This is a genomic window from Thioclava sp. F28-4 (assembly GCF_002020045.1).
Taxonomy (GTDB): Bacteria; Pseudomonadota; Alphaproteobacteria; order Rhodobacterales; family Rhodobacteraceae; genus Thioclava; species Thioclava sediminum.
On sequence record NZ_MPZQ01000004.1, the window covers coordinates 87,156 to 110,470 of the forward strand.

At 65.6% G+C, this 23,315-nt stretch carries 22 protein-coding genes; 5 read left to right on the plus strand and 17 right to left on the minus strand.

Annotation, left to right across the window (positions count from 1 at the left end; all coding sequences use genetic code 11):
• Positions 1–149: 149 nt before the first annotated feature.
• From BMI87_RS10460 to BMI87_RS10480, 5 genes are all read right to left on the minus strand, one after another.
• Positions 150–917, minus strand: coding sequence for a DeoR/GlpR family DNA-binding transcription regulator (locus BMI87_RS10460; protein ID WP_078521219.1), 768 nt, complete (start codon positions 915–917; stop codon positions 150–152).
• Positions 918–939: 22 nt separating this feature from the next.
• Positions 940–1,875 carry a sugar-binding transcriptional regulator gene (locus tag BMI87_RS10465; RefSeq protein WP_078521221.1) on the minus strand — a complete coding sequence of 312 codons (936 nt, stop codon included), beginning with the start codon at positions 1,873–1,875 and terminating at the stop codon, positions 940–942.
• A 95-nt stretch (positions 1,876–1,970) separates the two neighbouring features.
• Positions 1,971–2,903: a sugar phosphate isomerase/epimerase gene (locus BMI87_RS10470; protein WP_078521223.1), complete on the minus strand. Its 933-nt coding sequence runs from the start codon at positions 2,901–2,903 to the stop codon at positions 1,971–1,973.
• A complete protein-coding gene (locus tag BMI87_RS10475) occupies positions 2,903–4,411 on the minus strand; it encodes a glycerol-3-phosphate dehydrogenase (RefSeq protein ID WP_078521225.1) in 1,509 nt (502 codons plus the stop codon). Before BMI87_RS10475 ends, BMI87_RS10470 begins: the two co-directional genes overlap by 1 nt.
• Position 4,412: 1 nt before the next feature.
• Complete coding sequence (locus tag BMI87_RS10480; protein ID WP_078521227.1) at positions 4,413–6,014, minus strand: FGGY-family carbohydrate kinase; 1,602 nt, start codon at positions 6,012–6,014, stop codon at positions 4,413–4,415.
• Positions 6,015–6,543: 529 nt separating this feature from the next.
• Here BMI87_RS10480 and BMI87_RS10485 point away from each other — a divergent pair.
• From BMI87_RS10485 to BMI87_RS10500, 4 genes are all read left to right on the plus strand, one after another.
• Entirely contained in the window at positions 6,544–7,185 is a 642-nt protein-coding gene (locus BMI87_RS10485; RefSeq protein ID WP_078521229.1) for a DUF2291 family protein, read from the plus strand.
• Positions 7,182–8,732 carry a sugar ABC transporter ATP-binding protein gene (locus BMI87_RS10490; RefSeq protein ID WP_078521231.1) on the plus strand — a complete coding sequence of 517 codons (1,551 nt, stop codon included), beginning with the start codon at positions 7,182–7,184 and terminating at the stop codon, positions 8,730–8,732. The genes BMI87_RS10485 and BMI87_RS10490 overlap by 4 nt, the downstream gene beginning before the upstream one ends.
• Positions 8,733–8,743: 11 nt before the next feature.
• Positions 8,744–9,778, plus strand: coding sequence for an ABC transporter permease (locus tag BMI87_RS10495; RefSeq protein ID WP_078521234.1), 1,035 nt, complete (start codon positions 8,744–8,746; stop codon positions 9,776–9,778).
• A 92-nt stretch (positions 9,779–9,870) separates the two neighbouring features.
• Entirely contained in the window at positions 9,871–10,821 is a 951-nt protein-coding gene (locus tag BMI87_RS10500; protein ID WP_078521236.1) for a D-ribose ABC transporter substrate-binding protein, read from the plus strand.
• A gap of 161 nt (positions 10,822–10,982) precedes the next feature.
• Here the strand turns inward: BMI87_RS10500 and fba are convergent, their stop codons facing one another.
• The 4 genes from fba to BMI87_RS10520 form a co-directional block, all read right to left on the minus strand.
• Positions 10,983–12,014 (minus strand): class II fructose-bisphosphate aldolase, encoded by a 1,032-nt coding sequence (gene fba, locus BMI87_RS10505; RefSeq protein WP_078521238.1) that lies wholly within the window; start codon positions 12,012–12,014, stop codon positions 10,983–10,985.
• Between the two features lie 3 nt (positions 12,015–12,017).
• Complete coding sequence (locus tag BMI87_RS10510) at positions 12,018–12,986, minus strand: class 1 fructose-bisphosphatase (protein ID WP_078521240.1); 969 nt, start codon at positions 12,984–12,986, stop codon at positions 12,018–12,020.
• 61 nt (positions 12,987–13,047) lie between these two features.
• Positions 13,048–13,512, minus strand: coding sequence for an RpiB/LacA/LacB family sugar-phosphate isomerase (locus BMI87_RS10515; RefSeq protein WP_078521242.1), 465 nt, complete (start codon positions 13,510–13,512; stop codon positions 13,048–13,050).
• A complete protein-coding gene (locus tag BMI87_RS10520) occupies positions 13,509–14,294 on the minus strand; it encodes a triose-phosphate isomerase (protein WP_078521244.1) in 786 nt (261 codons plus the stop codon). The genes BMI87_RS10515 and BMI87_RS10520 overlap by 4 nt, the downstream gene beginning before the upstream one ends.
• 134 nt (positions 14,295–14,428) lie before the next feature.
• Here BMI87_RS10520 and tkt point away from each other — a divergent pair, with 134 nt between their 5' ends.
• Positions 14,429–16,435, plus strand: coding sequence for a transketolase (tkt, locus tag BMI87_RS10525; protein ID WP_078521247.1), 2,007 nt, complete (start codon positions 14,429–14,431; stop codon positions 16,433–16,435).
• Between the two features lie 114 nt (positions 16,436–16,549).
• Here the strand turns inward: tkt and BMI87_RS10530 are convergent, their stop codons facing one another.
• The 8 genes from BMI87_RS10530 to BMI87_RS10565 form a co-directional block, all read right to left on the minus strand.
• Positions 16,550–17,281, minus strand: a complete 732-nt coding sequence (locus tag BMI87_RS10530) for a hypothetical protein (RefSeq protein ID WP_078521248.1) — start codon at positions 17,279–17,281, stop codon at positions 16,550–16,552.
• Positions 17,271–18,209 (minus strand): sugar kinase, encoded by a 939-nt coding sequence (locus BMI87_RS10535; RefSeq protein ID WP_146681578.1) that lies wholly within the window; start codon positions 18,207–18,209, stop codon positions 17,271–17,273. The genes BMI87_RS10530 and BMI87_RS10535 overlap by 11 nt, the downstream gene beginning before the upstream one ends.
• Positions 18,210–18,221: 12 nt before the next feature.
• A complete protein-coding gene (locus BMI87_RS10540; protein WP_078521250.1) occupies positions 18,222–19,172 on the minus strand; it encodes an NAD(P)-dependent oxidoreductase in 951 nt (316 codons plus the stop codon).
• On the minus strand, positions 19,169–19,882 hold the full coding sequence (locus BMI87_RS10545) for an amino acid ABC transporter ATP-binding protein (protein WP_371326882.1): 714 nt from the start codon (positions 19,880–19,882) through the stop codon (positions 19,169–19,171). Before BMI87_RS10545 ends, BMI87_RS10540 begins: the two co-directional genes overlap by 4 nt.
• An 88-nt stretch (positions 19,883–19,970) precedes the next feature.
• The gene (locus BMI87_RS10550) at positions 19,971–20,798 is read right to left on the minus strand and encodes a transporter substrate-binding domain-containing protein (RefSeq protein ID WP_078521254.1); all 828 of its coding nucleotides are present in this window, start codon (positions 20,796–20,798) and stop codon (positions 19,971–19,973) included.
• Between the two features lie 35 nt (positions 20,799–20,833).
• A complete protein-coding gene (locus BMI87_RS10555; protein ID WP_078521256.1) occupies positions 20,834–21,490 on the minus strand; it encodes an amino acid ABC transporter permease in 657 nt (218 codons plus the stop codon).
• A gap of 1 nt (position 21,491) precedes the next feature.
• Positions 21,492–22,160 carry an amino acid ABC transporter permease gene (locus BMI87_RS10560; RefSeq protein ID WP_078521258.1) on the minus strand — a complete coding sequence of 223 codons (669 nt, stop codon included), beginning with the start codon at positions 22,158–22,160 and terminating at the stop codon, positions 21,492–21,494.
• Between the two features lie 135 nt (positions 22,161–22,295).
• Positions 22,296–23,309, minus strand: a complete 1,014-nt coding sequence (locus tag BMI87_RS10565) for a LacI family DNA-binding transcriptional regulator (RefSeq protein ID WP_078521260.1) — start codon at positions 23,307–23,309, stop codon at positions 22,296–22,298.
• Positions 23,310–23,315 lie beyond the last annotated feature (6 nt).

Sequence of the window (23,315 nt, forward strand, 5' to 3'; positions counted from 1 at the left end):
CGTCACGGATGCTGCCCGGCATCGCGGCAAGCCTTTCCTTGATGTTTAATAGCAGATGCAAATCCTGTGAAGCGCTGCTTCAATTCACTGCGCTTTCTCGATGGCGCAACCGACCCGCCGTCGTGACAGAGGTCGCAAAAAACGGTGCCCTACCCGCTTTTCGCGACTTTGAGCACGGCCCCCGTGGCTTCGATCTGCGCCCGGGCTGCTTCCGACGGTTCGGCATCGGTGATGACCGCCGCGAATTCCGAGAAGTCGGCCAGAACGTGCAGCGCCGTCCGGTCGAAACGCAGATGGTTGATCAGCAGCACCGACTGCGCCGCGGCGTCCATCATGCCCCGTTTCGCACGCGTGATGTCGTCGTCCATGTGATAGGCGCGCCCATCCCCCGCCGCCGGCGTCGAGATGAAGGCCAGATCGGCGCGCAGCGTGGCCAGCGCGCCTTCCGTGACCCGCCCGATCCAAGCGTTGTATTTCGCCGAATAGCGCCCGCCCAGCGCGATGACGGTCATCCCCGGCTCGGCTTTCAGCGCCTCCATCACCGCGTCGTTGTTGGTGATCACCGTCAGCGGACGCTTCTCCGGCAACAGGCTGCCCAACACGGACGCGGTCGAGCCATCGTTGACCATAACGGTCATTCCCGGCTCCACCCATTCGAGCGCGGCGCGGGCCATCCGTTCTTTCAGGTCATGGCCCTGCAACTGGCGGAACCGGAAATCGCTCTCGAATTGCGAGCCGGGCTCGATCGTGGCGCCGCCCCGGATCTTGCGCAGCAGCCCTTCCGTTTCGAGATCGTCCAGATCTCGATGGATCGTCATCTTCGAGACACCGAACCGTTCGGCCAACTCGTCGAGCTGCACCGCCCCGTCGCGTACCAGTGCGTCGAGGATGCTCTGCCTCCGGTCGTCTCGTTTCATCAGGGTCGTCCTTTGCGTGCCGTCAGCTCAGTAGCGCGCGTGCGGTCCGCTCGTCGGTGATCAGCCCGGCCACCCTGCCAGACCGCAGAACCGCCCGGATCGCTTCGACCTTGTCCGGCCCGCCCGCGATGGCGACGATATCCTCTTCGCGCTCGGGATCGTAGCCCACTGCGAGCGTTCGGGCGGAAAGCGTGGTTTCTACAACATTTCCGGAGGCGTCGAAGAAATCGCCAAGCATCTCGCCCTGCGCGCCCGCCGCTGCAATCGCCTCGATCTCTCCCGGTTCGATCATCCCCGAGGAAACCAGCTGCGCATCCGCCGTGGCAGTGCCGATACCGACGATCTTGAGCGTCGCGGATTGCGCCATGCGGAAGACCTCATCGACGCCGCGCTGCGATAGCAGCACCTCGCGGTCCTCGACGGTATTGGCGAAGAACGGCACCGGCATGACATAGGCGCGCGCGCCGGTTTTCTCCGCGATGCGATGCATCACGTCATGAGGGTTCGCCGCGAAATTGCGGGTCAGCCCGCCAAGCAGCGAGACGAAATGCAGCCCCTTGGCATCGGTACGCGGCAATTGCCGGGTCACTTCGGCCAAGGTACGGCCATGCCCCAGCCCGATGATCGAATGTTCGCCCGCTTCGAACTGCCGCTTGAGATAGGCCGCGCCCGCCAGTGCCAATGCGCGCAGCGGCAAGCCCTCTTCGCCGATATCCGGCGCGACTTCGCAAAGCTTGAGATCGTAGGTCTCGAACAGCCGCGTCTCCAGCTCGACGCATTCGACGATATCGCCCTCGATCGACACTTTCACCCTACCGTCGGCCACCGCCTTGGCGATCAGCCGGTGGGCCTTGACCGACGGCAGACCAAGCCGCTTGGCGACCTTGGCCTGCGTGAGCCCGCCCACGTAGTGCATCCACGCTGCGCGGATGGCGAGTGTTTCATCGGTGTCGTTCATGCTGTCCTTCGGCTCGGGCCGCGCAAGATCGTTGCGCGGCGTTATTGATAAGGCGCAGGCGAGGCCTAGGGAAGCCCCGCCGCGTTGCCCGGACTTCAGACCTTGAGGTCGGAGGCTCCGGTGTCGATATGCGGCGCCCAGAACGCCACGCTCTCGGCGATCTGCGGGATCACCTCGCGGTCGTTGGGCTCGCGCTCCTTGAAGGACAGCTCGAGGCAGATTTCATTGTCCGCCGCGCCACCCTCGGCAAAGGCCTTGAGCAGCGGCTCGGGCTGGATGCGGCCGCGCGCGTTGAACTCCGCCGTGAAGGGACGATGCCCGCCCTTGTCCATCAGGCTTTGCTTGATGTGGATGATCGGAGAGACCTTCGGCACGGCCCGCGCCCAGGCATAAGGGTCGAAGTCGTCCGGGTTCTCGGAGGTCACGTCGCCATGGTCGATATCGGCCATCATCCACATCGGGATCGCCATATTCGCCGCGGTCAGCCGGTCCTGCAGCGCCATGCATTCGGAGATGGTCTCGCCGAATTCGCGCGCCACGCTCATCGGCTCCCAGAAGACATAGTCCAGCCCGGCGGCTTTGCCGTGCTCGGCCACTTCGGCCCAGCAGTCGATGGCGATCCGGATCATCTCTTCGCGCTTGGCCGGGTCGTCCTGCTCGCGATAGGTCAGAATGGCGAACTGCGTGCCCACCGACGTTCCGCCGAGATCGGCGGTGATGTCCGCGAAACTCTTGAACCAGTCGACATAGTAGCGCCGCACGTCTCGGTCGGGATGGCCGAAATGGTTCAGCCGCCCGTAAGGCCCCGTCATCCCAGAGGTCACACGCACCCCGGTCAGCGACAGTGCCGCGCTCATCTGCCGCGTCAGACGCCGGATCACCGGCGCGGGCCAGGACGGGTTGATGAACTCGTGCGTCAGTTGCAGGTCGCGAATCCGCAGATCGCGGGCGACGCAATCGATCAGGTCATCCGGATCGGCGAAGCGGTTCACCAGCGGATTGGTGTTCAAAGACAGCGTCAGTCCCATCAGGCAGCCACCGCATGCGCTGTGTCGAACCATTCGGTGAAGGCCGCAATCTCGGCCTCGGACATGGTCAGCCGGTGCTTGGTGCGTCGCCAGAGGATATCCTCCGCCGTGGCCGCCCATTCGTTCTCGACCAGCCACGTCACCTCGGCCTCATAAAGATGCCCGCCGAAGTGACGGCCCAGACCCTTGGGGTCATTGGCCGTGCCCACGATCCGATGCGTGAGCGTGCCGTAGCGACGTCCGTAATATTCGCGCAAGTCCCGGGACATCCACGGATATTCAGCCTTCAGCGTCTCGCGGAACGCATCGTAATCCGCCCCCGGCATGTCGCCGCCCGGCAGCGCCGCCTCTTCGGTCCAGTCGCCGCCCATCTTCGGGAAGACATGGCGAATCTCGTGCATGCCCCGTTCGGCCAGCTCGCGGAAGGTGGTGATCTTGCCGCCGAAGATATTCAGCAGCGGCGCGCCGCCGGTCTCGTCGAGATCGAAGACATAGTCGCGAGTCACCGCAGAGGGGTTGCCCTTGCCGTCGTCGAAGAGCGGCCGCACCCCCGAGAAGGTCTCGAGGATATCCTCGCGCCGCAGCTTCTCCTTGAAGTAGCGGTTCACGCAGTCGAGCAGGTAGGTGATCTCGCCGTCGTCGATGGCGACATCTTCGGCCCGGCCTTCATAGGCGATATCGGTCGTCCCGATCAGCGCCTTGTCGCCCTCATAGGCATTGATGAAGATCACTCGCTTGTCGGTATTCTGCACGAGGTAGCTATGCGGCCCCTCCCAGAATTTCGGCACGATGATATGGCTGCCTTTGACCAGCCGGACATTGCGCGTCGAATTGGCCCCGGCGACCCGGGTCAGCACATCGGTCACCCAAGGACCGGCGGCATTCACCAGACATTTGGCGAGGAATTCGCGCTTTTCTCCGGTCAGGGTGTTCTGCGTCACCACCCGCCATTTACCGTCCTCGCGCCGCGCGCTGATCGCGGGCGAGCGGGTCATCACGATGGCCCCGCGCTGCGCCGCATCGAGCGCGTTGAGCGTCACCAGACGCGCGTCATCGACCCAGCAATCGGAATATTCGAAGCCGCGCGTATACTTGTCGAGGAGCGGCGCGCCTTCGGGATCGCGAAGCAGGTCGAGCGTGCGCGTCCCCGGCAGCTTCTTGCGCCCGCCGAGATGGTCGTAGAGGAACAGCCCCAGCCGCACGAGCCATGCCGGGCGATCCTGCGGCGAATGCGGCAGCACGAAGCGCAGCGGCCAGATGATATGCGGCGCGGCGTTCATCAGCACCTCGCGTTCGATCAGCGCCTCGCGCACGAGCCGGAACTCGTAATATTCGAGATAGCGCAGCCCGCCATGCACCAGCTTGCCCGAGCGCGACGACGTGCCCTCGGCAAGGTCATCCTTCTCGCACAGCGCCACCTTGAGGCCACGGCCCGCCGCGTCGCGCGCAAAGCCCGCGCCGTTGATGCCGCCTCCGATGACGAAAAGATCCAGTTCCTGCGTGCTCATGTCACGATCCTCCTTGCGCGGTGCGCGGCGCATCGATTTCGGGGGTGGTCCGCCGGTCGCGATGCTCTGCGAGCCGGTCCCAGACCGGTTCGAGCGCCTCGCGGGCTTCGGCATAGGCGGGGTAAAGGTCTGCATAGGTGGTCTGAAGCGCCGGGTCGGGGGCCTCGGCCTCGCCCAGAAGCGGCGTGACCCATTCGGCGACGCAGCTTTCCATGTCCGGATAGGCGCCGATCGCGACGGCGGCCATCATGGCGCAGCCAGCAGCCCCGGCCTCCTCGCGCGCCGACACCCGCACCGGGGCCCCGACGGACGCCGCAAGGATTCTACGTAACGCGCCGGAGCGCGCAGCGCCGCCGGTCAGTCGTAGCTCGCGCGGCAGCTCTCCCATCGCGCCATAGCAATCGCGCGCGGCCATGCCGAGGCTTTCGACCACGGCGCGGATCATGTCCGGGAACCGGTGACCTGCGGAGAGGCCGATAAATCCGGCGCGGGCATTGGCGTTGACCATCGGCCCGCGCTCGCCCGCCTCGGAGACATAGGGTTGATAGAGCAGCGCACCCGGTTCGGATCGGGCGAGCCAGCCGTCGATCCGCGCCACCAGATCGGCGTAGTCATGCGGATGGCCGGTCTCGCTCATCAGATCGGCCGCGACGCGCAGTGCCCAGTCGATGTTCAGCGTGGCGGCCATATTGGTCTGCACCTGCGTGACCATGCCCTCTGCTGGAAGGCAGATCACATAGCCCGAGCGCCCGTTCAGCGTGACGTCCTCGTCGCGCACCGCGCGCATATGCACTCCGGTCGAGCCGATAGTGGAACAAGCCGCCCCCGGCGTATCGGTATGCACGCCCGCACCCAGCGCGGTCATCACCATATCCACGTAGCCAAGGCTGACGGGCGTGCCGGCCAGCAGGCCCGTCGCCTCAGCGGCCGCGTCGCTCAGCGGATGGGTCTCGCGGCTGCCGTCAAGGATCGGCGGCAAAAGATGGCTGCGGCCCCGCAGCTCCAGCGCCTCGATCACGAGGTCGGAATAGCTGCGGGTGCGGAAATCGCCGAAAGTGAAGCTCGCCTCGGAGGGATCGGTCGCGCGGACGCCCGTGAGGTTCAGATAGAGCCAATCCTTGCAATGCAGCGCCACCTCGGCGCGATCCAGCAGATCGGGGCAATGGCGATCCATATGCGCCATCTGCGCGCCTTGCTGGCAGGTGTTGAGCGCGGTGCCAGTGGCGCGGAAGCGGGCCGCGTCGCGGCCGTGCCCGGCCAGCCTGCGGGTGGTCTCCGCCGCCCGCGCATCGAGCCAGAGCCAGGCATCACCGACCGGGCGATCGCCCTGCCCCACGAGCCATGTGCCATCACCCTGCGCGGTCACGGCCAGCGCAGCGGTGCGGCGGGCGAGCCCGTCGACACGCTCGCCAAGGCTGCGCAGCGCGCTTGCGCAATCGGCCCATGTCCGGTCCATGTTCTGAGTTGCGGCTCCGTTCGGGCCGCTGTCGTAGCGGTTCGGCACAGCCGCCGCCGCGATCTGCCGACCCGACAAATCGAAGGCCACAGCCTTGATGACGGAGGTTCCCGCATCGATGCCGATAATAATGTCGCGATCAGCCATGCTGCACCGTTTCGGGACGCAGATGGCGAGCCACGCAAGGCGCTTGAGCCATGCGACCTCCTCCCTTGATTTGCGACCGCGACCCCTCCAGCCAGTGCGGTCTTCTCGGGGACAAATCTGCCCTCGAGACGCATCAAGCATACCCAAGCCCGACCACATGTCGAGTGTATTTTTTTTCTTTCTTTGTAATTTTTTTCAGGTATGGTGATCAGCACGAACCGAACGCCACTGCCCGCCAAACGGAGGAAAAGGCTGGCAAATTCAGTGGATTCGGCGAGTGGCAGGCGGAACGGGCATCGGCACGATTCGTCTTGCGAAACGGGAGGATGGCGGTCTGCACTTTGGATAGGCCGCGCGAGATCTCAGCCGCGACACGCACCCTGACGACGCCGCCCGCGCGGCGTGCGAGAGGTGCTGGTCTCAAGCGCGCCGGGATCGAGCGAGCCGGTGTCGTTTGGCGCCCGGGTCAACATCTCCCGACACAGGATCAACAGGCCCCGCCGGGGCCCGAGGGGAGGAGCGACAGGCCATGAATGCCACCGATATTTCCATGAAACCGCGTATCGGCCGGCGGGGCGTCATTGTCGGCGCCGTGGCGCTGTGCACCCTCGTCGCGATCGGGCTCGACACCACCGTCGTCACCATCGGCTCCGAGCAGGACACCCGCGTCGACGGGTTCTCCCCCGATGCCTATGGCGCCAAGGAATTCCCCCGCATCCGCGACGATGTGGCCAAGCGCGCCGTCGACGCCAAGACGCTCGCCGCCGCACTGGCCGAGGACAAATCCGCAGCCGCCAAGAAATACGGCACCGGTGGCGCGATGCCTGTGCTGCCCGTGCGCGTGACCGGAACGGTCGGCGAAGGCAAATCGGGCATTTACGATATCAATGTCGACGGGCTCGACAAAGTGCGCATCCGCGTCCAGACCGGCCCCGCGATCAACGGCACCGACCTGCGCGACGCCCCCGGCGACATCTCCTTCGGCGCCTTCAAGAACCAGATCGAATACCAGGACGCCGGCGCGGGCATTAACCGCGCGATGAAGGCCGAGGTGCTCGACGGGATCGATACCGGCAACCTGACCGGCAAGACGGTGACCGTCACCGGCGCCTTCAAGCTGATCAATCCGAAAATGTGGCTGATCACCCCGGTCGAGGTGAAAGTCCAATGACCGTGCAGCAAAGCATTCGTCCCGACGCCCCGCGAGGGACCGGCGAGGTCGTCATGTCGGCCCGCCATGTCGCCAAGCATTACGGTGCGGTGAAGGCGCTCAAGGGCGTGAATTTCGACATCCATCGCGGTCAGGTGACGACGCTGTTCGGCGAGAACGGCGCGGGCAAATCGACACTGATGAAGATCCTCGCCGGGATCGTGACGCCGACCTCGGGGCAGATTCTGCTCGACGGCGAACCGGTCACCTTCAACGGCGCGAATGACGCGCTGGCGCAGGGCATCTCGATCATCCACCAAGAGCTCGCGCTCGCGCCGAACCTGAACGTGCGTGACAACATCTTCATGGGGCGCGAAATCCGCACCCGCCGCGGCGTCGATTTCGCCGAGGAAGAGCGGGTCACCCGCGCCTTGATGGAAGAGCTGGAAGAAGAGATCGATCCCCTCACCCCGGTGGAGGAACTGCGTCTCGGGCAGCAGCAGATCGTCGAGATCGCCCGCGCCCTTCAGGCGAAAAGCCGCATCCTGATCATGGACGAGCCGACCTCGGCGCTGTCGGCCTCGGAAGTGGAAGTGCTGTTCAAAGTGATCAACGACCTCACTGCGAAGGGCGTCAGCATCGTCTATATCTCGCACCACCTCGAAGAGGCGCTGGAAGTGACCGATCACGCGGTGGTTCTGCGCGATGGCGAAATGACCGCCTATGCGCCGCGCGACGAGATCGACCTCGAATGGATCGTGCGCAACATGGTCGGCGAAGGGTTCGACCTCGGCACGCCCCCCGACAGCAAGATGGGTGAACCCTCGCTGATCGTCGAAGATCTCTGCGTTCCCGACCCGTCGGGTCACGGGCTGGTGGTCGATCACATGAGCCTGAGCGTGCGCGCCGGCGAGATCGTCTGCATCTACGGGCTGATGGGCGCCGGGCGCACCGAAATGATGGAATGCGCCGCCGGGCGTTTGCGCGCGAAAAGCGGCGCGGTGAAGCTACACGGGCGCGACATCTCGCATATGTCGATCGCCGAGCGCATCGAGGCCGGGCTGGTGCTCGTCCCCGAGGATCGGCAGCGCGACGGGCTCGTGCAGACGATGACCGTGGGCCAGAACTTGTCGCTGTCCTCAATCGGTGCCTTCACGCGCGGGCTGTTCACCAGCCGCAAGGACGAGCGCAAGGTGATCGACGACTCGATCCGCGAAGTGACGGTGAAAACCGATGGCGGCGGCGCGATGATCGGTTCGCTCTCGGGCGGCAACCAGCAAAAGGTGGTCATCGGCAAGATGCTCGCCACCCGGCCCGAGGTGATCCTCCTCGACGAACCGTCGCGCGGCATCGATATCGGCGCCAAGGCCGAAGTCTTCAAGCTGCTCGCGCGCACCGCGCAGGAGCGCGGGCTGGCGGTGCTCTACTCGACCTCGGAAGTCGGCGAATGCCTGAGCATCGCCCACCGGATCATCGTGATGAACAGGGGCCGGATCGCGGCCGAGTTCGATCACACCGCAACCAAAGAACAGATCATGGCCGCCTCTGGCGAAGCCGTGCACCACTAAGGGAGGCCAACATGGCGGACGTTACGAATTCCAAGCCCGGATCGGGCGGCATGGGCCTGAACATCGGCAAGATCCTTCTGGAGGGCCGCGCTTTCTTCGCCCTCGTCGCGATCATCGCCGTCTTCTCGATCCTGTCGCCGGTTTATTTCAGCATCGGCAACTTCCTGATCATGTCGTCGCATGTCGCGATCTTCGGGCTGCTGGCGATCGGTATGCTTCTGGTGATCCTGAACGGCGGCATCGACCTGTCCGTGGGCTCGACGCTGGGCCTCGCCGGGGTCGTCGCGGGCTACCTGATGCAGGGGGTCGAGATACCGGCCGCCGGTGTCGTGCTCTACCCGCCGGTCTGGGCCGTGGTGGTGCTGACGATTTGTCTGGGCGCCTTCGTGGGCCTGATCAACGGCGTACTCATCGCGTTCTTCAACGTGCCCGCCTTCGTGGCCACGCTGGGGATGCTCTATGTGGCGCGCGGCGTCGCGCTGCTGATGACCAACGGTCTGACCTACAACAACCTTGGCGGCGCGGAAGCTCTGGGAAATACCGGCTTCGACTGGCTCGGCTTCAACCGCATAGCGGGGGTGCCGATCGGGGTGATCGTGCTGGCGCTGGTCGCGCTGACGGTGGGCCTCGTGCTGGCGCGCACCGCCTTCGGTCGCTGGCTCTACGCCTCGGGCGGTAATGAGCGCGCAGCGGAACTCTCCGGCGTGCCGACCCGCAGCGTAAAAATCTCGGTCTACGTGCTGTCGGGCATCTGTGCCGCCATCGCGGGCCTCGTGCTGTCGTCGCAGTTGACCTCGGCAGGCCCCACCGCAGGCACCACCTACGAACTGACCGCTATCGCGGCCGTCGTGATCGGCGGGGCCGCCCTGACCGGCGGGCGCGGCAACGTGCGCGGCACGATGCTGGGCGCGTTCGTCATCGGCTTCCTGAGCGACGGGCTCGTCATCATCGGCGTCTCTGCCTACTGGCAGACCGTCTTCACGGGCGCCGTGATCGTGCTCGCCGTGCTGCTCAACAGCCTGCAATACGGCCGCGCACGGCGCTGAGACTTCGAGGACGCGGGACAGGGAGGTTCCGCGCCCGAATACCCGCCGGACCTATCCGGCATCTACAACAACCCAACGGGAGGAAACCCAACATGAAATTCACCAGGCGCACCATTCTCGCGACCGTCGCAATGATGCCGTTGATGGCACAGGCCGCGATGGCTGACGGTCTGATCTCGATCATCGTCAACGATCCCTCGAACCCCTACTGGTACACCGAGGGCGAGGTCGCCAAGGCCACCGCCGAAGAGCTTGGCTATGACGCCAACGTCTCCGCTCACAAGGGTGACACCAACACCGAGAGCAACCTCGTCGACACCGCGATCACCAACAAGGCCAAGGCGATCATCCTCGACCCGGCGAACGCAGACGGTTCGGTCGGCGCCGTGAAGAAAGCGGTCGAAGCCGGTATCCCGGTCTTCATCGTCAACGCCGAGATCAACCAGTCGGGTCTGGCCAAGGCACAGCTGGTGTCGAACAACGCGCAAGGCGCGGCACTCGGCGCGATGAAATGGGTCGAGGCAATGGGCGAGAAAGGCTCCTATGTCGAGCTGTTCGGCGCCCCGTCGGACAACAACGCGCAGACCCGCTCGAACGGTTTCGAGACGGTGCTGAGCCAGTATCCCAACCTCGACAAGAAAGCGCAGGAAGTGGCCAATTGGGACCGTACGCAGGGCTATTCCAAAATGCAGTCGATGCTGCAGGCCAACCCGGACATCACCGGCGTGATCTCGGGCAACGACGAAATGGCGCTCGGTGCGATCGCCGCGCTCAAGGAGGCAGGCAAGCTCGACGGCATGGTCGTCGGCGGCTTCGACGGCTCGCCCGATGCGGTCGACGCAGTCAAGGCAGGCGAGATGACCTACACGGTCCTGCAGCCGGTCGCGATCTTCGCCGAGCAAGCCGTGCGTCAGGCCGATCACTTCATCCAGACCGGCGAGCTGGAAGTCTCGGAAGAGAAGCAACTCTTCGACTGCATGCTGATCGACTCGAGCAATGTCGACGCCTACACCGGCCCGTTCACCCTGGATCAATCCTCCTGATCCGGCGCAACGGGACACTGGAAAGGGGGCCGCGCGGTCCCCTTTTTCGTTTTGACAGGCGCGTGGGGATTTCGGGGGCGTCACGTAGAACGCGACCTCGCAACGAAGAAAGGGCGCCCGCGCGGGCGCCCTTTTTCTGTGTTCTGCAGAGGGTGACGCGCTTAGCGCGCCGCCATCGCCTCCAGCGGCAGCGGCGTGATCCGCGAGGCGTGACCGGCGGTGCCAAACGCTTCGAACCGCGCCTTGCAAAGCTGCTGCATCAGCGCCTTGCCCTCGGTCAGATATTTCCGCGGATCGAATTCGCCGGGCGTCTCGGACAGGACTTTGCGCACGCCTGCCGTCATCGCCATGCGGTTGTCGGTGTCGATATTCACCTTGCGCACGCCCGAGCGGATGCCGCGCTGGATTTCCTCGACCGGCACGCCCCAAGTCGGGCGCATATCGCCGCCATAGCTGTTGATCATCTGCCGCAGATCCTCGGGGACGGAGGACGAGCCATGCATGACCAGATGGGTATTGGGCAGGCGGCGGTTGATCTCTTCGATGACATTCATCGCGAGAATGTCGCCATCGGGCTGGCGGGTGAACTTGTAGGCGCCGTGGCTGGTGCCCATCGCCACAGCCAACGCATCGACGCCGGTTTCGCGCACGAAGCGTTCGGCTTCTTCGGGGTCGGTCAGCAACTGCTCTTCCGAGAGCTTCTCGGTCGCACCGTGGCCGTCTTCCTGATCGCCCATGCCGGTCTCGAGCGAGCCGAGCACCCCCAGTTCGCCTTCGACCGAGACGCCGCAGGCATGCGCCATCTCGACCACGCGCGCGGTGATATCGCGATTATAGGCATAGTCGGCGGGGGTCTTGCCATCGGCCAGCAGAGAGCCGTCCATCATCACCGAGGTGAAGCCGTGCTGGATCGCGGTGGCGCAGGTTGCCAGATCGCTGCCGTGATCGAGATGCATACAGACCGGGACTTCGGGGAAGGTCTCGACCAGCCCGTCGATGAGCCGCGCCAGCAAGCGATCCCCGGCATAGGCCCGCGCGCCCCGCGAGGCGGCAAGGATTACCGGCGCATCGGCCTCGCGCGCGGCGGTCATGATCGCGAGCCCCATCTCCATGTTCGAGATGTTGAAGGCGGGCACGGCATAGCCGTTCTCCGCCGCGTGATCGAGCAACTGGCGCAGGGTGATGCGGGCCATAGGTCAGGTCTCCTCCGAAAGATATGTCTTGATGATGTCGACCTCTTCCGCTGCGCCGAACACGAGCGGCACGTTCTGGTGCGGCGCCTCCGGCACGAGATCGAGAATGCGCGTGGTGCCATCGGTGGCGTGCCCGCCCGCCGCTTCGATCAGGCAGGCGATCGGCACCGCCTCATAGGCCAGCCGCAGCCGCCCTTCGCGATAGCCCTCGCGCCGGTCCGCCGGATAGAGGAACGCGCCGCCTTTCAGCAGGATGCGGTGCAGCTCACCGACCGCCGCCGCCAGCCAGCGCATGTTGAAATCACGCCCGCGCGGACCATCCGCACCGGCGCGCAACTCGGCGGCCCAGCGTTGCAGCCCCGGGCTCCAGTGACGCTCGTTCGAGGCGTTGTACGCGATGGTCGATGCCTTGGCCGACAGCCGGACATTCTGCGCCGTCATGCGGAAATCGCTGCCATCGTAGGTCGCGATCTGCACCCCCTGCCCGGCCGTGAACCCGAAATCCAGCGAATGTCCGAAGGAGGCGTAGCCAGCCGCGATTGCCTCCGAGCCCGGACGCCGGAAATCGGCGGGACCGGTCGGATAGATCGCGAACAGCATCCCGAGCGGCGCGCCGATACCGATGGAGCCCGACCCATCGATCGGATCAATCGCGAGATCGAACTGGCCCTCCGGGTCGAGCAACTCGACCTCTTCGGCCTCTTCCGACAGCATGTGCCGCACGCCCAGCCCCGCGAGCGCCGCAAGGATGTGGTCATGCGCACCGACATCGAGCGCCTTCTGCACATCGCCGCTTTCATTCTGACCGCAGGGCGCGGCCGGATCGCCGGGCAACCGACCCGCCGCGAGCCGCTGCTCGATCGGGGGCAAGGCGGCGGCCAGCGCGGCGATAATCTCTCCAAGCCCGCCAGCAGGCAGGCAGTCACGCAGGTACGCCGCCTGCGAGGGACGGTCGTTCGGCAAGGTCAGCATGTGGGAATTCCGTCAGTGAGTTGGGACCGGGCGGCGAACCGCCCGACCCTCGGGAGTTCGCTCAGGCCGTCGTGTGATACTTGGCGTCGACCGCGTCAATGGCCTGAACGTTGCCCGCCGATTTCCCCTCGGGGTCGAAGGACGAGGACAGGAAGGCATCGGCGATGTCTTTCGCGAGCTCCGCCCCCACGACCCGCGCGCCCATCGTGATGATATGCGCGTTGTTCGAGGTCGCCGCCTTGCCCGCCGAGTAAGTGTCGTGGGTTTGCGCGGCGCGGATACCCGGCACCTTGTTGGCCGAGAGGCAGACGCCGATCCCGGTGCCGCAGCACAGGATCGCCCGGTCATAGGTTCCGGCTTTCACGCCCGATGCGACGCGATCCGCGAGGTTGGCGTAGAATTCATCCGGCCCGGCCTCGGTGCGCGAAGCTTCAGTCACCTCGTAATCCGGGTTCTGGCTAAGATATTCGGCCAGGATCTTGGCGAGCGGTTCGCCGGCGCTGTCGCCGGCCACTGCGATTTTCATGACAGTTCCTCCGTTTTGACTTGTGCGTCCAGCGCGGCGTTGCAGCGCGCGAGAAGGTCGAGATATCCGGCCACGTTCCAAGCGGAGCGACCGATGAACAGCCCGTCGATATGCGGGCAGGAGATCAGCTCTGCGCAGTTGTCGGGATTGACCGAGCCGCCGTAGAGGCAGGGCACGCGGCGGCCCGTCACCTCCTGCGCGACCGCGATGATCTCGGCCTGGCGGGCATCGGCGTAATCGGCCGTGGCGGGGATACCGTTTTCGCCGATGGCCCAGACCGGCTCGTAGGCCAGCCAGATCTCGGCCTGTTTCTGTTCGTCCGACAGTTTCGACAGCGCGCCGCGCACCTGCGTGGCCAGCACTTCTGCGGCCCGCCCCTCTTCGCGATCCTCGAGCGTCTCGCCGATACAGATGAGCGGGATCAGGCCATGGCGCACCGCAGCCTCGGTCTTGAGGCCGACCGTCTCGTCGGTCTCGCCGAAATGGGCGCGGCGTTCGGAATGGCCGAGCTCCACAATGTCGAGACCGCAATCCACCAGCATCGGCGCGGACACTTCGCCCGTCCAGGCGCCGGCATCGGCCCAATGCATGTTCTGCGCACCGACCAGCGCGGGCGTCTCCGCCAGCGCGGCCTTGACCTGCCGGGTCGCGGTGAAGGGCGGAATGACGAAGCTCTGGATACGCGGCGACAGGGTCGCAGCCGCGAGGCCATCCGCCCAGGCCAGCGCCTCGGACAGGGTTTTGTTCATCTTCCAGCTGGTGCCGATCCAAACCTCGGGCATGTCGAACACTCCTCCGTCGTGTTGAGGTTAAATAACATGCGCCACGTTAGTTTCAACATTATTTTTGTTACTTTGTGATTTTTAATTGTTAGAACCTGTGACCGCTGCTAGCGTTCGCGCCATAGGAGGATCCCATGCTCGATCACGCTCAAGTCGCGGCCAAAGCCGCTATCGACCCTGAAAACTTCGCCCTCGCCAATTGCCTGCGGGCGTTGGCCATCGACGCGGTGAATGCCGCCAATTCCGGCCATCCCGGTGCGCCGATGGGCATGGCCGACGCGGCCACCGTGCTGTTTCGCAACCATCTGAAATTCGACGCCTCGGCCCCCGACTGGCCCGATCGCGACCGTTTCGTTCTGTCCAACGGCCATGCCTCGATGCTGCTTTACGGGTTGCTGCATCTGACCGGCTACGAAGACATGACGCGCGACCAGATTCGCAATTTCCGGCAGTGGGGGGCGATCACGGCCGGCCATCCGGAATGGGGCCATGCGAAGGGCGTCGAGACGACGACCGGCCCGCTGGGACAGGGTTTGGCGACCGCCGTCGGCATGGCACTGGCCGAGCGCGCGCTGGCCGCCGAGTTCCCCGGCCTCGTCGATCACCGCACATGGGTGATGCTGGGCGACGGGTGCCTGCAGGAAGGGATCGGACAAGAGGCGATCTCGCTTGCGGGGCATCTCGGGCTGGGCAAGCTCAACCTGCTTTACGACGACAACGACATCACCATCGACGGGCCGACCTCGGTGTCCTTCTCGGAAGATGTCCCGGCGCGGCTTGCGGCCTGCGGCTGGCATGTGATCCGCTGCGACGGGCATGACGCCAAGGCGCTCGACGAGGCGATGGAAGCGGCGAAGGCCGAGACCGCGCGCCCCAGCTTGATCGCGATGAAGACGGTGATCGGCTTCGGCTCGCCGAACCGGGCGGGCACCGCGAAGGCGCATGGTGCACCGCTCGGGGATGAGGAAGGCGCGCTGGCCAAGCAGGCGCTCGGCTGGGAGGCTGCGCCCTTTGAAATTCCCGAGAACCTCGCCGCAGCCTGGGCCGCCATCGGGGCCCGTGGCACGCAGGCCCGCGCGGAATGGGAAGACGCCCTCGCCGCCTCCGGCAAGGCTGCCGAATTCACCGCCCGCGTCGCTGGCAAGCTGCCCGAAGGCTACGCCGCCGCCGTCGAGGCTGCGCGCGCCGAGCTGTTCGAGAAACCGCAATCGGTCGCAACCCGCAAAGCCTCGCAGATCGCGCTGGAGCATCTTGCCAAGGCGGTGCCTGCAATGATCGGCGGCAGCGCCGATCTCACCGGCTCCAACCTGACGCGCGTCGCCGCCGTCGACTCGTCGTACACCGCCGCCAAACCGGGCCGCTACATCGGCTACGGTGTGCGCGAATTCGGCATGGCGGCGGCGATGAACGGTCTCGCCCTGCATGGCGGCTTCAAACCCTATGGCGGCACGTTCCTCGTGTTCTCGGATTACGCGCGCAACGCCATTCGCCTCTCGGCCTTGATGGGGCTTGGCGTCACCTATGTGATGACCCACGATTCCATCGGACTGGGCGAGGACGGCCCCACCCACCAACCGGTCGAACATCTGGCATCCCTGCGCGCGATCCCCAACCTCAACGTGTTCCGCCCCGCAGATGCGGTGGAGACCCTGGAGGCATGGGACCTCGCGATCCGGTCGACGGGCACGCCGTCGCTGCTGGCACTGTCGCGGCAAGGGGTGCCGCAACTGCGGGGCGCGGGGGATGAGAACCTGACCGCGCGCGGCGCCTATGTGATCCGCTCCTTCGGGGAGGGCCGCGATGTAACGCTTCTCGCGACGGGGACCGAGGTGTCGCTGGCCGTCGAAGCCGCAGAGGCACTGCATGCGGACGGCGTCAATGTCGCTGTGGTCTCGATGCCATGTTGGGAGTTGTTCGACGCGCAGTCCGAGGACTACCGCGCCGAAGTTCTCGGCACCGCGCCGAGGATCGCGGTCGAGGCCGCGTCGGCCTTCGGCTGGACCCGCTACGTCGCGCGCGAAGCGGATGTGATCGGCATGCCGGGCTTTGGTGCGTCCGCCCCGGCAGAACGGCTCTATGCCGAGTTCGGCATCACCAAAGATGCGATCGTCGAGCGCGCCAAGACGCTGATCGCGGGCTAAAGATCGCGCGGGCCTGAGCGACAGGCCCGCGCTTTTTCCTCAGACGTCGAGGCGACGCTCGATCCTTCGCGGCTTGCTTTTTTGCCGTCGACCAGCCGCAGCGTGCATGAGCTTTCAGAGCGCCCGCGTGGTCATCGAAACCTGACAGCCCTCTAGCCCGCCACGCACCTCCGCGCCCGCGGGCAGAGGTTGCGGGCCGATGCGCGCGCCGGTGACGATGCAATGCTCCGCCCGCAGCCCCGGCCCGATGACGGCGGCTCGCTCGGCGAGGAAGCTGAGGAAGCACACGATCTCGGAGAGCGACATGCCCGCAGCCATCGTGGGCGGATCGGACGGCGTGCCGATCGCAAGCGGCAGGCGCGTCAGATCGCGGCTCTGCCAATCCGGGACCTCGTCGCCCAGAACGATAGCCTGATTCGAGAACCGGTCCGCCATCTGCGCCAGCGGCGGCTGGTTTTCGAGCGCGGGGAAGCGCGACTGCAGCACCTCGAAGGCGACATGAACGCTGCCGATCGCATCCAGAATCTCGGCGGGCTTGGCCCTGGGTGAAATATCGGCGCGCAGCCGCACCGCGATCTCTAGCTCGAGCCGGGCATGGGGTGCGACGGCGAGGGTCGTCCCCGACGGGTGAATCGCTCGGCCCAAAACGGGCGCGCAAGACAGATCGCGCCCCCCCAGCAGCGCGTGTTTCCAGCCGCCCACCGGCCCGAGATGGCGCAGGCTCTCGGCCTGCACCGCATAGGCCTCCGCCGGGCTTTCCGGGAGCGGGTTCAGCGCGTCGAGCGTCTCGCCGTCATTCGCGGCGGCCAGAGCTTCGGCTGCGCTTGCGATCTGGTCACGCTGCATGATGTGCAACCTCTTCTTTCATAGCTTCGCGCGGGATAATCGCGCCGGGATAACGGACGACGCAGCTCGCGAGCCGTGCGCCATCGAGAATTGCCGCCTCCAACGGCATGCCGCGTTGCAGGGCCGAGAGAAGCGCGGCATCGAAACTGTCGCCTGCGGCGGTGGTGTCGACGGCCGGAACCGGCGCGGGCAGCGCAACCCGTAGCGCCGTACCCGATGCGTCGCGCGCCAGCACCGCACCGCCCCCCGTCGTCAGCACGATGGCGCCGGGCGCATGTGTCTCGCAGCGCGCCATGACCGCCTCGGGGTCGGTCTCGTTCCAAAGCGCGGCGAGATCGTCGAGCGAGGGCAGCGCGAGGCTCGTCGCCGCCAAGGCGCGCTCCGTCCACTCCGCCGCCTCGGCCCGGTCGCGCCAGAGCCGCGGGCGGTAATTCGTGTCATAGGCGACGGTGACGCCACGCTGGCGCAGCGCATTGAGCTCCGCCAGCAGCCGCGCGCGCGCCTCCTCGGGAAGGATCGCCAACGTGATACCGGAGAACAGCAGGACACGCGCCTGACCGAGCGCCGCGACCTCAGTCCCTTCCGCGCCGAACATCCGGCGCGCCGGCGCCTGATCGCGCCAATAGGTGAAGCTGCGCTCACCCGTGGCATCGGTGGCGATGAAGCTCAGCCCCGGGCTGCCATTGGCCTCGGCCCCGATCGCCTCGATCTCGACACCCTCCTGCGCAATCGTGTCGCGCATCCAGCGGCTCATCCCGTCTTCGCCCAGCCGCGAGAGATAGCCGACCCGCAGATCAGGCCGCAGCCGCGCGAGATAGATCGCCGCGTTGAGCGTGTCGCCGCCGAGGCGACGATGGAACAGATCGGGCGTTGCGGGATCGTTGGTGAATTCGGCGAGAGGCTCGCCGATGCAGAGAAAGTCCAGCATGTAAGGCTCCGGTCAGGCAGGCGTTACCGGGCTCGGAAGCGGGCTTCCGGCCAGATAGGCGTCGATATTGGCGATCACCAGCTGCGCCATCGCGCGCCGCGCCTCGTTCGTGGCCGAAGCGATGTGCGGCGTGAAAAGCGTATTGGGCGCGCGCAGCAGACCGTCCTCCGCCCCATCGGGCGCGACAGGTTCAACCTCGAACACATCGAGCGCGGCAGACCCCAGCGTGCCGCCATGCAAGGCCGCAGCCAGCGCCGCGCTATCGACGACCGAGCCGCGCGCGACATTGACCAGAGTGCCCTCGGAGCCCAGCGCCTCCAGCACCGGCGCATCGACAATATACCGCGTCTCGGGCGTGGCCGAGAGCGTGACGAACAGGACATCGCTTTCGGCGGCCAGCGTCCGGGTGTCGGGGCGCCATGCCTCGGGGGCGTCATCATGGGGCTTGCGCGCGTGGTAGATCACATCGCCCCCCAGAGCGCGGAGCATATCCGCCAGCGCCCGCCCGATCCGGCCATAGCCGAGGATACCCGCGCGGCAACCGGTGAGCGCCTGACCCAGCCTCGGTTTCTGTCCGTTCGACCAACCGCCGGAGCGCAACAACCGCTCGCCCTCGCCGATCCGGCGCCGCACCGAAATCGCAAGACCCAGCGCCAGTTCGGCCACTGCCTCCGACAGCACGTCGGGCGTGGTCGTCACATGGATGCCGCGCGCGGTCGCCGCATCCAGATCGACCGCATCGGTTCCAACGCCATTGACCGCGATCAGGCGCAGGTCGGGGAATTCGGCAATCTCCTCGCCCGAGAGGCCGCGCGCGCCGCTGGTCAGCACGACCTCGATGCCGTCGCGGGCCTCGGCATCGCGGGTGACCGGATGCTCGGCGCAGAACGCTTCCATCATGTCGGCGGGCTTCAACTCGATCAGCGCGAGGATCGACGGGTTCGCTTTGGCCTCGTCCTTCATGAGATCTGCCCCAGGAAGTTGCGCAGCCGCTCGGATTTCGGATTGCCGAAGAACTCCGCCGGCGGCCCTTCTTCGATGATCGCGCCCTGCTCCATGAAGATCACCCGGTCGGCAACGGCGCGGGCGAAATCCATTTCGTGAGTCACGCAGAGCATCGTCATGCCTTCGCGGGCCAGATCGATCATCGTGTCGAGCACTTCCTTGACCATCTCGGGATCAAGCGCCGAGGTCGGCTCGTCGAACAGCATGATCCGCGGCTCCATGCAGAGCGCCCGCGCAATCGCGACACGCTGCTGCTGGCCGCCGGAGAGCTGGGCGGGAAACTTGTCGGCCTGTTCGGGGATCTTCACGCGCTCCAGATATTTGCGCGCGGTCGCCTCTGCCGTGGCCTTGTCCGCACGTCCCGTCTTGAGCGGCGCGAGCGTGCAGTTCTGCAGAACAGTCAGGTGCGGGAACAGGTTGAATTGCTGGAAGACCATCCCGACATCGCGACGCACCTTGGCGACGTTCTCGCCGCCAGCCGTCAATTCGATCCCGTCGACGGTGATCTTGCCCTCCTGAATCTCTTCGAGCTGGTTGAGCGTGCGGATCAGGGTCGATTTGCCGGAGCCGGACGGACCGCAGACCACGATCCGCTCGCCTTGTTCGACCGTCAGATCGATCGACTTCAGCGCCTGAAACGCGCCGAAGAACTTGGTGACGCCGCGCATCTCGACGGCGGGCTGCTGTGCTTGTGTCATGGGATGCCTTGTAGGGTGATCCGGCGCAGCGCGGGGCTGCGCCGGATGTGGGATGAGATCAGTTCGTAGCCGATTTCGGCGTCGCGGCTTCCTCGGCCGAGCCGTTGCGGACGAAATCGGGGATGTCCGTCGCGAGCCACTGCTCGGAAATCTTGTCCATCGTCCCGTCTTTCATCGCGGAGCCGACGAACGCGTTGATTTTCGCCAGAAGCTTGTCTGCGCCCGGCTCGACCGCGATGCCCTGAACCTGGCTCGAGAGCGGGAACTTCTCGTCGAAGCGACCCGGCGCGGCCTTCTCGATCTGTGCTGCCACGACGTTCGACACGCCGATCAGCGGCACCTGACCCGAAAGCAGCGCTTGCACCGCGCCCGCGTCGTCGTCGAAACGGCGGATCGTGGCATCGTCGGGGGCGACCTTGGTCACGCCCGCATCCTGCGTCGAGGCGCGCACGACGCCGACCGACTCGCCCGACAGATCAGCCGGCTTGGAGACCTTCTCGTCCTTCTTGCCGTAGACCATGATCTCGATCCCGGCATAGGGGCGCGAGAAATCGACCCGCTTGGCGCGCTCGGGCGTGATGCCCAGCGAGGCGACCAGCACATCGACCTGCCCCGAGAGCAGGTAGGGGATGCGGTTCGGGCCGGTCACCGGCACGATCTCGATCTTGGTGCCGAGGTAATCGGCGAGCGCCTTGGCGGTATCGGCGTCATAGCCCTCGGGCTTGCCGGTGGTGCCCATCAGACCGAAGGGCGGGAAATCGACGAGCATGCCGACCTTGAGCACACCGGCCTTCTCGACCTGATCGAGCGTGGTGGCCTGCGCCTGGCCTGCCATCAATGCGCCGACCGTCAGGGTCGCCGTTGCAACTGTCTTGAGAAACTTCATGGATTACTCCTCCTAAACCTGAAGCGGGTGAAAAATTAGCGGGTGAATGCGAGGCGCATCCGCCCTTCCAACCGGCGCGCATACAGCGACAGCGGCCAGCAGATGATGAAGTAGATCGCGGCCACCAGCCCGAAGACGACGAACGGGTCGAAGGTCGCGTTGTTGACGATCTGACCGGCGCGGGTCAGCTCGGTGAAGCCGATGATCGAGGTCAGCGAGGTGCCCTTGATCAGCTGCACGAGGAAGCCGACGGTCGGGGCCACGGCGATCCGCGCCGCCTGCGGCAGAACCACATGCTGCATCCGGTCGCGATAGCTCAGCGACAGCGCGGTTGCAGCCTCGGTCTGCCCCGATGGCACCGCCTCGATGGAGCCGCGCCAGATCTCGCCCAGATAGGCGCTGGCATGGAAAGTCAGCGCGATCGCCGCCGCCAGCAGCGGGTTGATCGGCAGGTTCAGCACGGTCAGGCCGAAATAGAACAGGAACAGCTGCATCAGGAGCGGCGTGCCCTGGAAGATGCGGATGAACCCGGCGCTGATCCGGCGCAGCGCTTTCGAGCCGGAACTGCGCGCCAGTGCCACGAAGAGCCCGCCGATTGCGCCGCCGATGAACGCGATGGCCGACAGCAGAAGCGTCCAGCGTACGGCCTCGATGATGAACAGGATGTCGGAAGGTCCGAATTGGCGGATCATGTCAGCGGCTCGCAGGATAGTTGAATACGGCGTTCTGGATGAGCTTGAAGAGCCCCGAGAACAGCAGCGAAAGGACAAGGTAGATGCCGGTCACGACAAGGTAGATCTCGAAGCTGGCGAAGGTCTTGGCGTTCAGATCCGCGCCGATGGAGGCCAGATCGTTCGCCGAGATCGTCGAGACGACCGACGAGGTCAGCATCAGGTAGATGAACTGGCTCGTCATCGCCGGATAGACGTTGCGCAGGGCCGGTTTCAGGATCACGTAGCGGAAAATCTGGATCGGCCCGAGACCCAGCGCGCGCCCGGCCTCGATCTGGCCATTGGGCACGGATTCGATCCCGGCGCGGGTAATCTCGGTCCCGTAGGCGCCGACATTGATCACCAGCGCGATCAGCGCCGCGACATTGGGATCGAGCGAGATCCCGATCGCGGGCAGCCCGAAATACAGAAAGAAGATCTGCACGAGGAAAGGCGTGTTGCGGATGATCTCGACATAGGCACCAACGATCGCGTGCAGCACCTTGGAATGCGACGTGCGCGCGGCAGCCCCCAGAACCGACACGATCAACCCCAGGATCATCGCCGCGAAAGACAGGCGGATGGTCAACCATGCGCCATAGAGCAGCAGGTCGAAATTCTCGAATACGGGCGTGAAATTGAAGTGATACACGTCGCCTCCCCTGCGTGTAACCACATGCCCCTCCGCTCCTCAACGATCGGACATATGCATTTTTAGATCGATCCAATTAGAACGATCTAAATCCTGAGTCGCAAATCACGGATGCGTGATGCTCTTTGTTGGATATCAGTCGACGGGGCCGGTGGTGTCGCGCACCCGCAGGCGCGGTGTCACGATCTCGGATTTGAGCTCTGCGCCCGGGTCCTTGATCCGCCGCAGCAGCAGCTTGGCCGAGGCCGCCCCGATCTGGCGCGGGAAGACCTGCACCGTCGTAAGGCGCGGCGGCGCACCGAGATCGATGAAGGACAGGTTATCGTGCCCCACCACCGAGAGGTCGCGCCCCGGCATCAGGCCGAGGTCGAACAGCCCCCGCAGCAGCCCCGAGGCGAGGATGTCGTTGAAGCAGATCGCGGCGGTCGGGCGCGGCTCCAGCGCCATCAGCATCGCGGCGGATTGCGGCGAGCCATCCCATTCCAGCGGCACGTCGATCACCCCGGCATTGACGAGCCCCTGCGCGCGCAACTCCTCTTCGAAGGCCCCGAGACGTTCTTCCCGCGTCGACACCTTCCCGGCGAGCGAGACAAAGGAAATCCGCCGGTGGCCGAGATCGCGCAGATGCCGCACGCTCAGCCGCACCGCGAGGCCGTGGTCGGACCCTGCGAAATCGCTCAGGTCGCGCCCGACATGGCGCATCGCCTGCACCAGCGGCACCCCTGCTGCGACCAGCTTCTCTATCGTGTCCGGCTCGGTCCCTTCGGCGGGAAAGAGAATGATCCCCTCGGCATCGTGCTCGCGCAACCGGCGCAGCAACCCCGACTGCCGCTCCGGGTCATCGCGCGAGCTCGCGAGCATGACCTGATACCCTTGCTCGTCCAGCTCCGCCTCGATCCCCTCGACGAATTCCGAGAAGAAGCTGTTCACCAGGTTCGGGATGATGACGCCGACCGTGCGGCTTTTCTGGCCGCGCAGTCGGGCTGCCCCGCTATTGGGCACGTAGTCGAGCTCGGCGATGACCTTCTCGACCTTCTCGCGCGTCTTGTCCGCGACCAGATCGGAGCCACGAATGACGAGAGAGGCGGTCGCGCGGGACACGCCCGCCGCCCGCGCCACATCCATCAATGTCGTACGCTTGACCGCCATAATCGC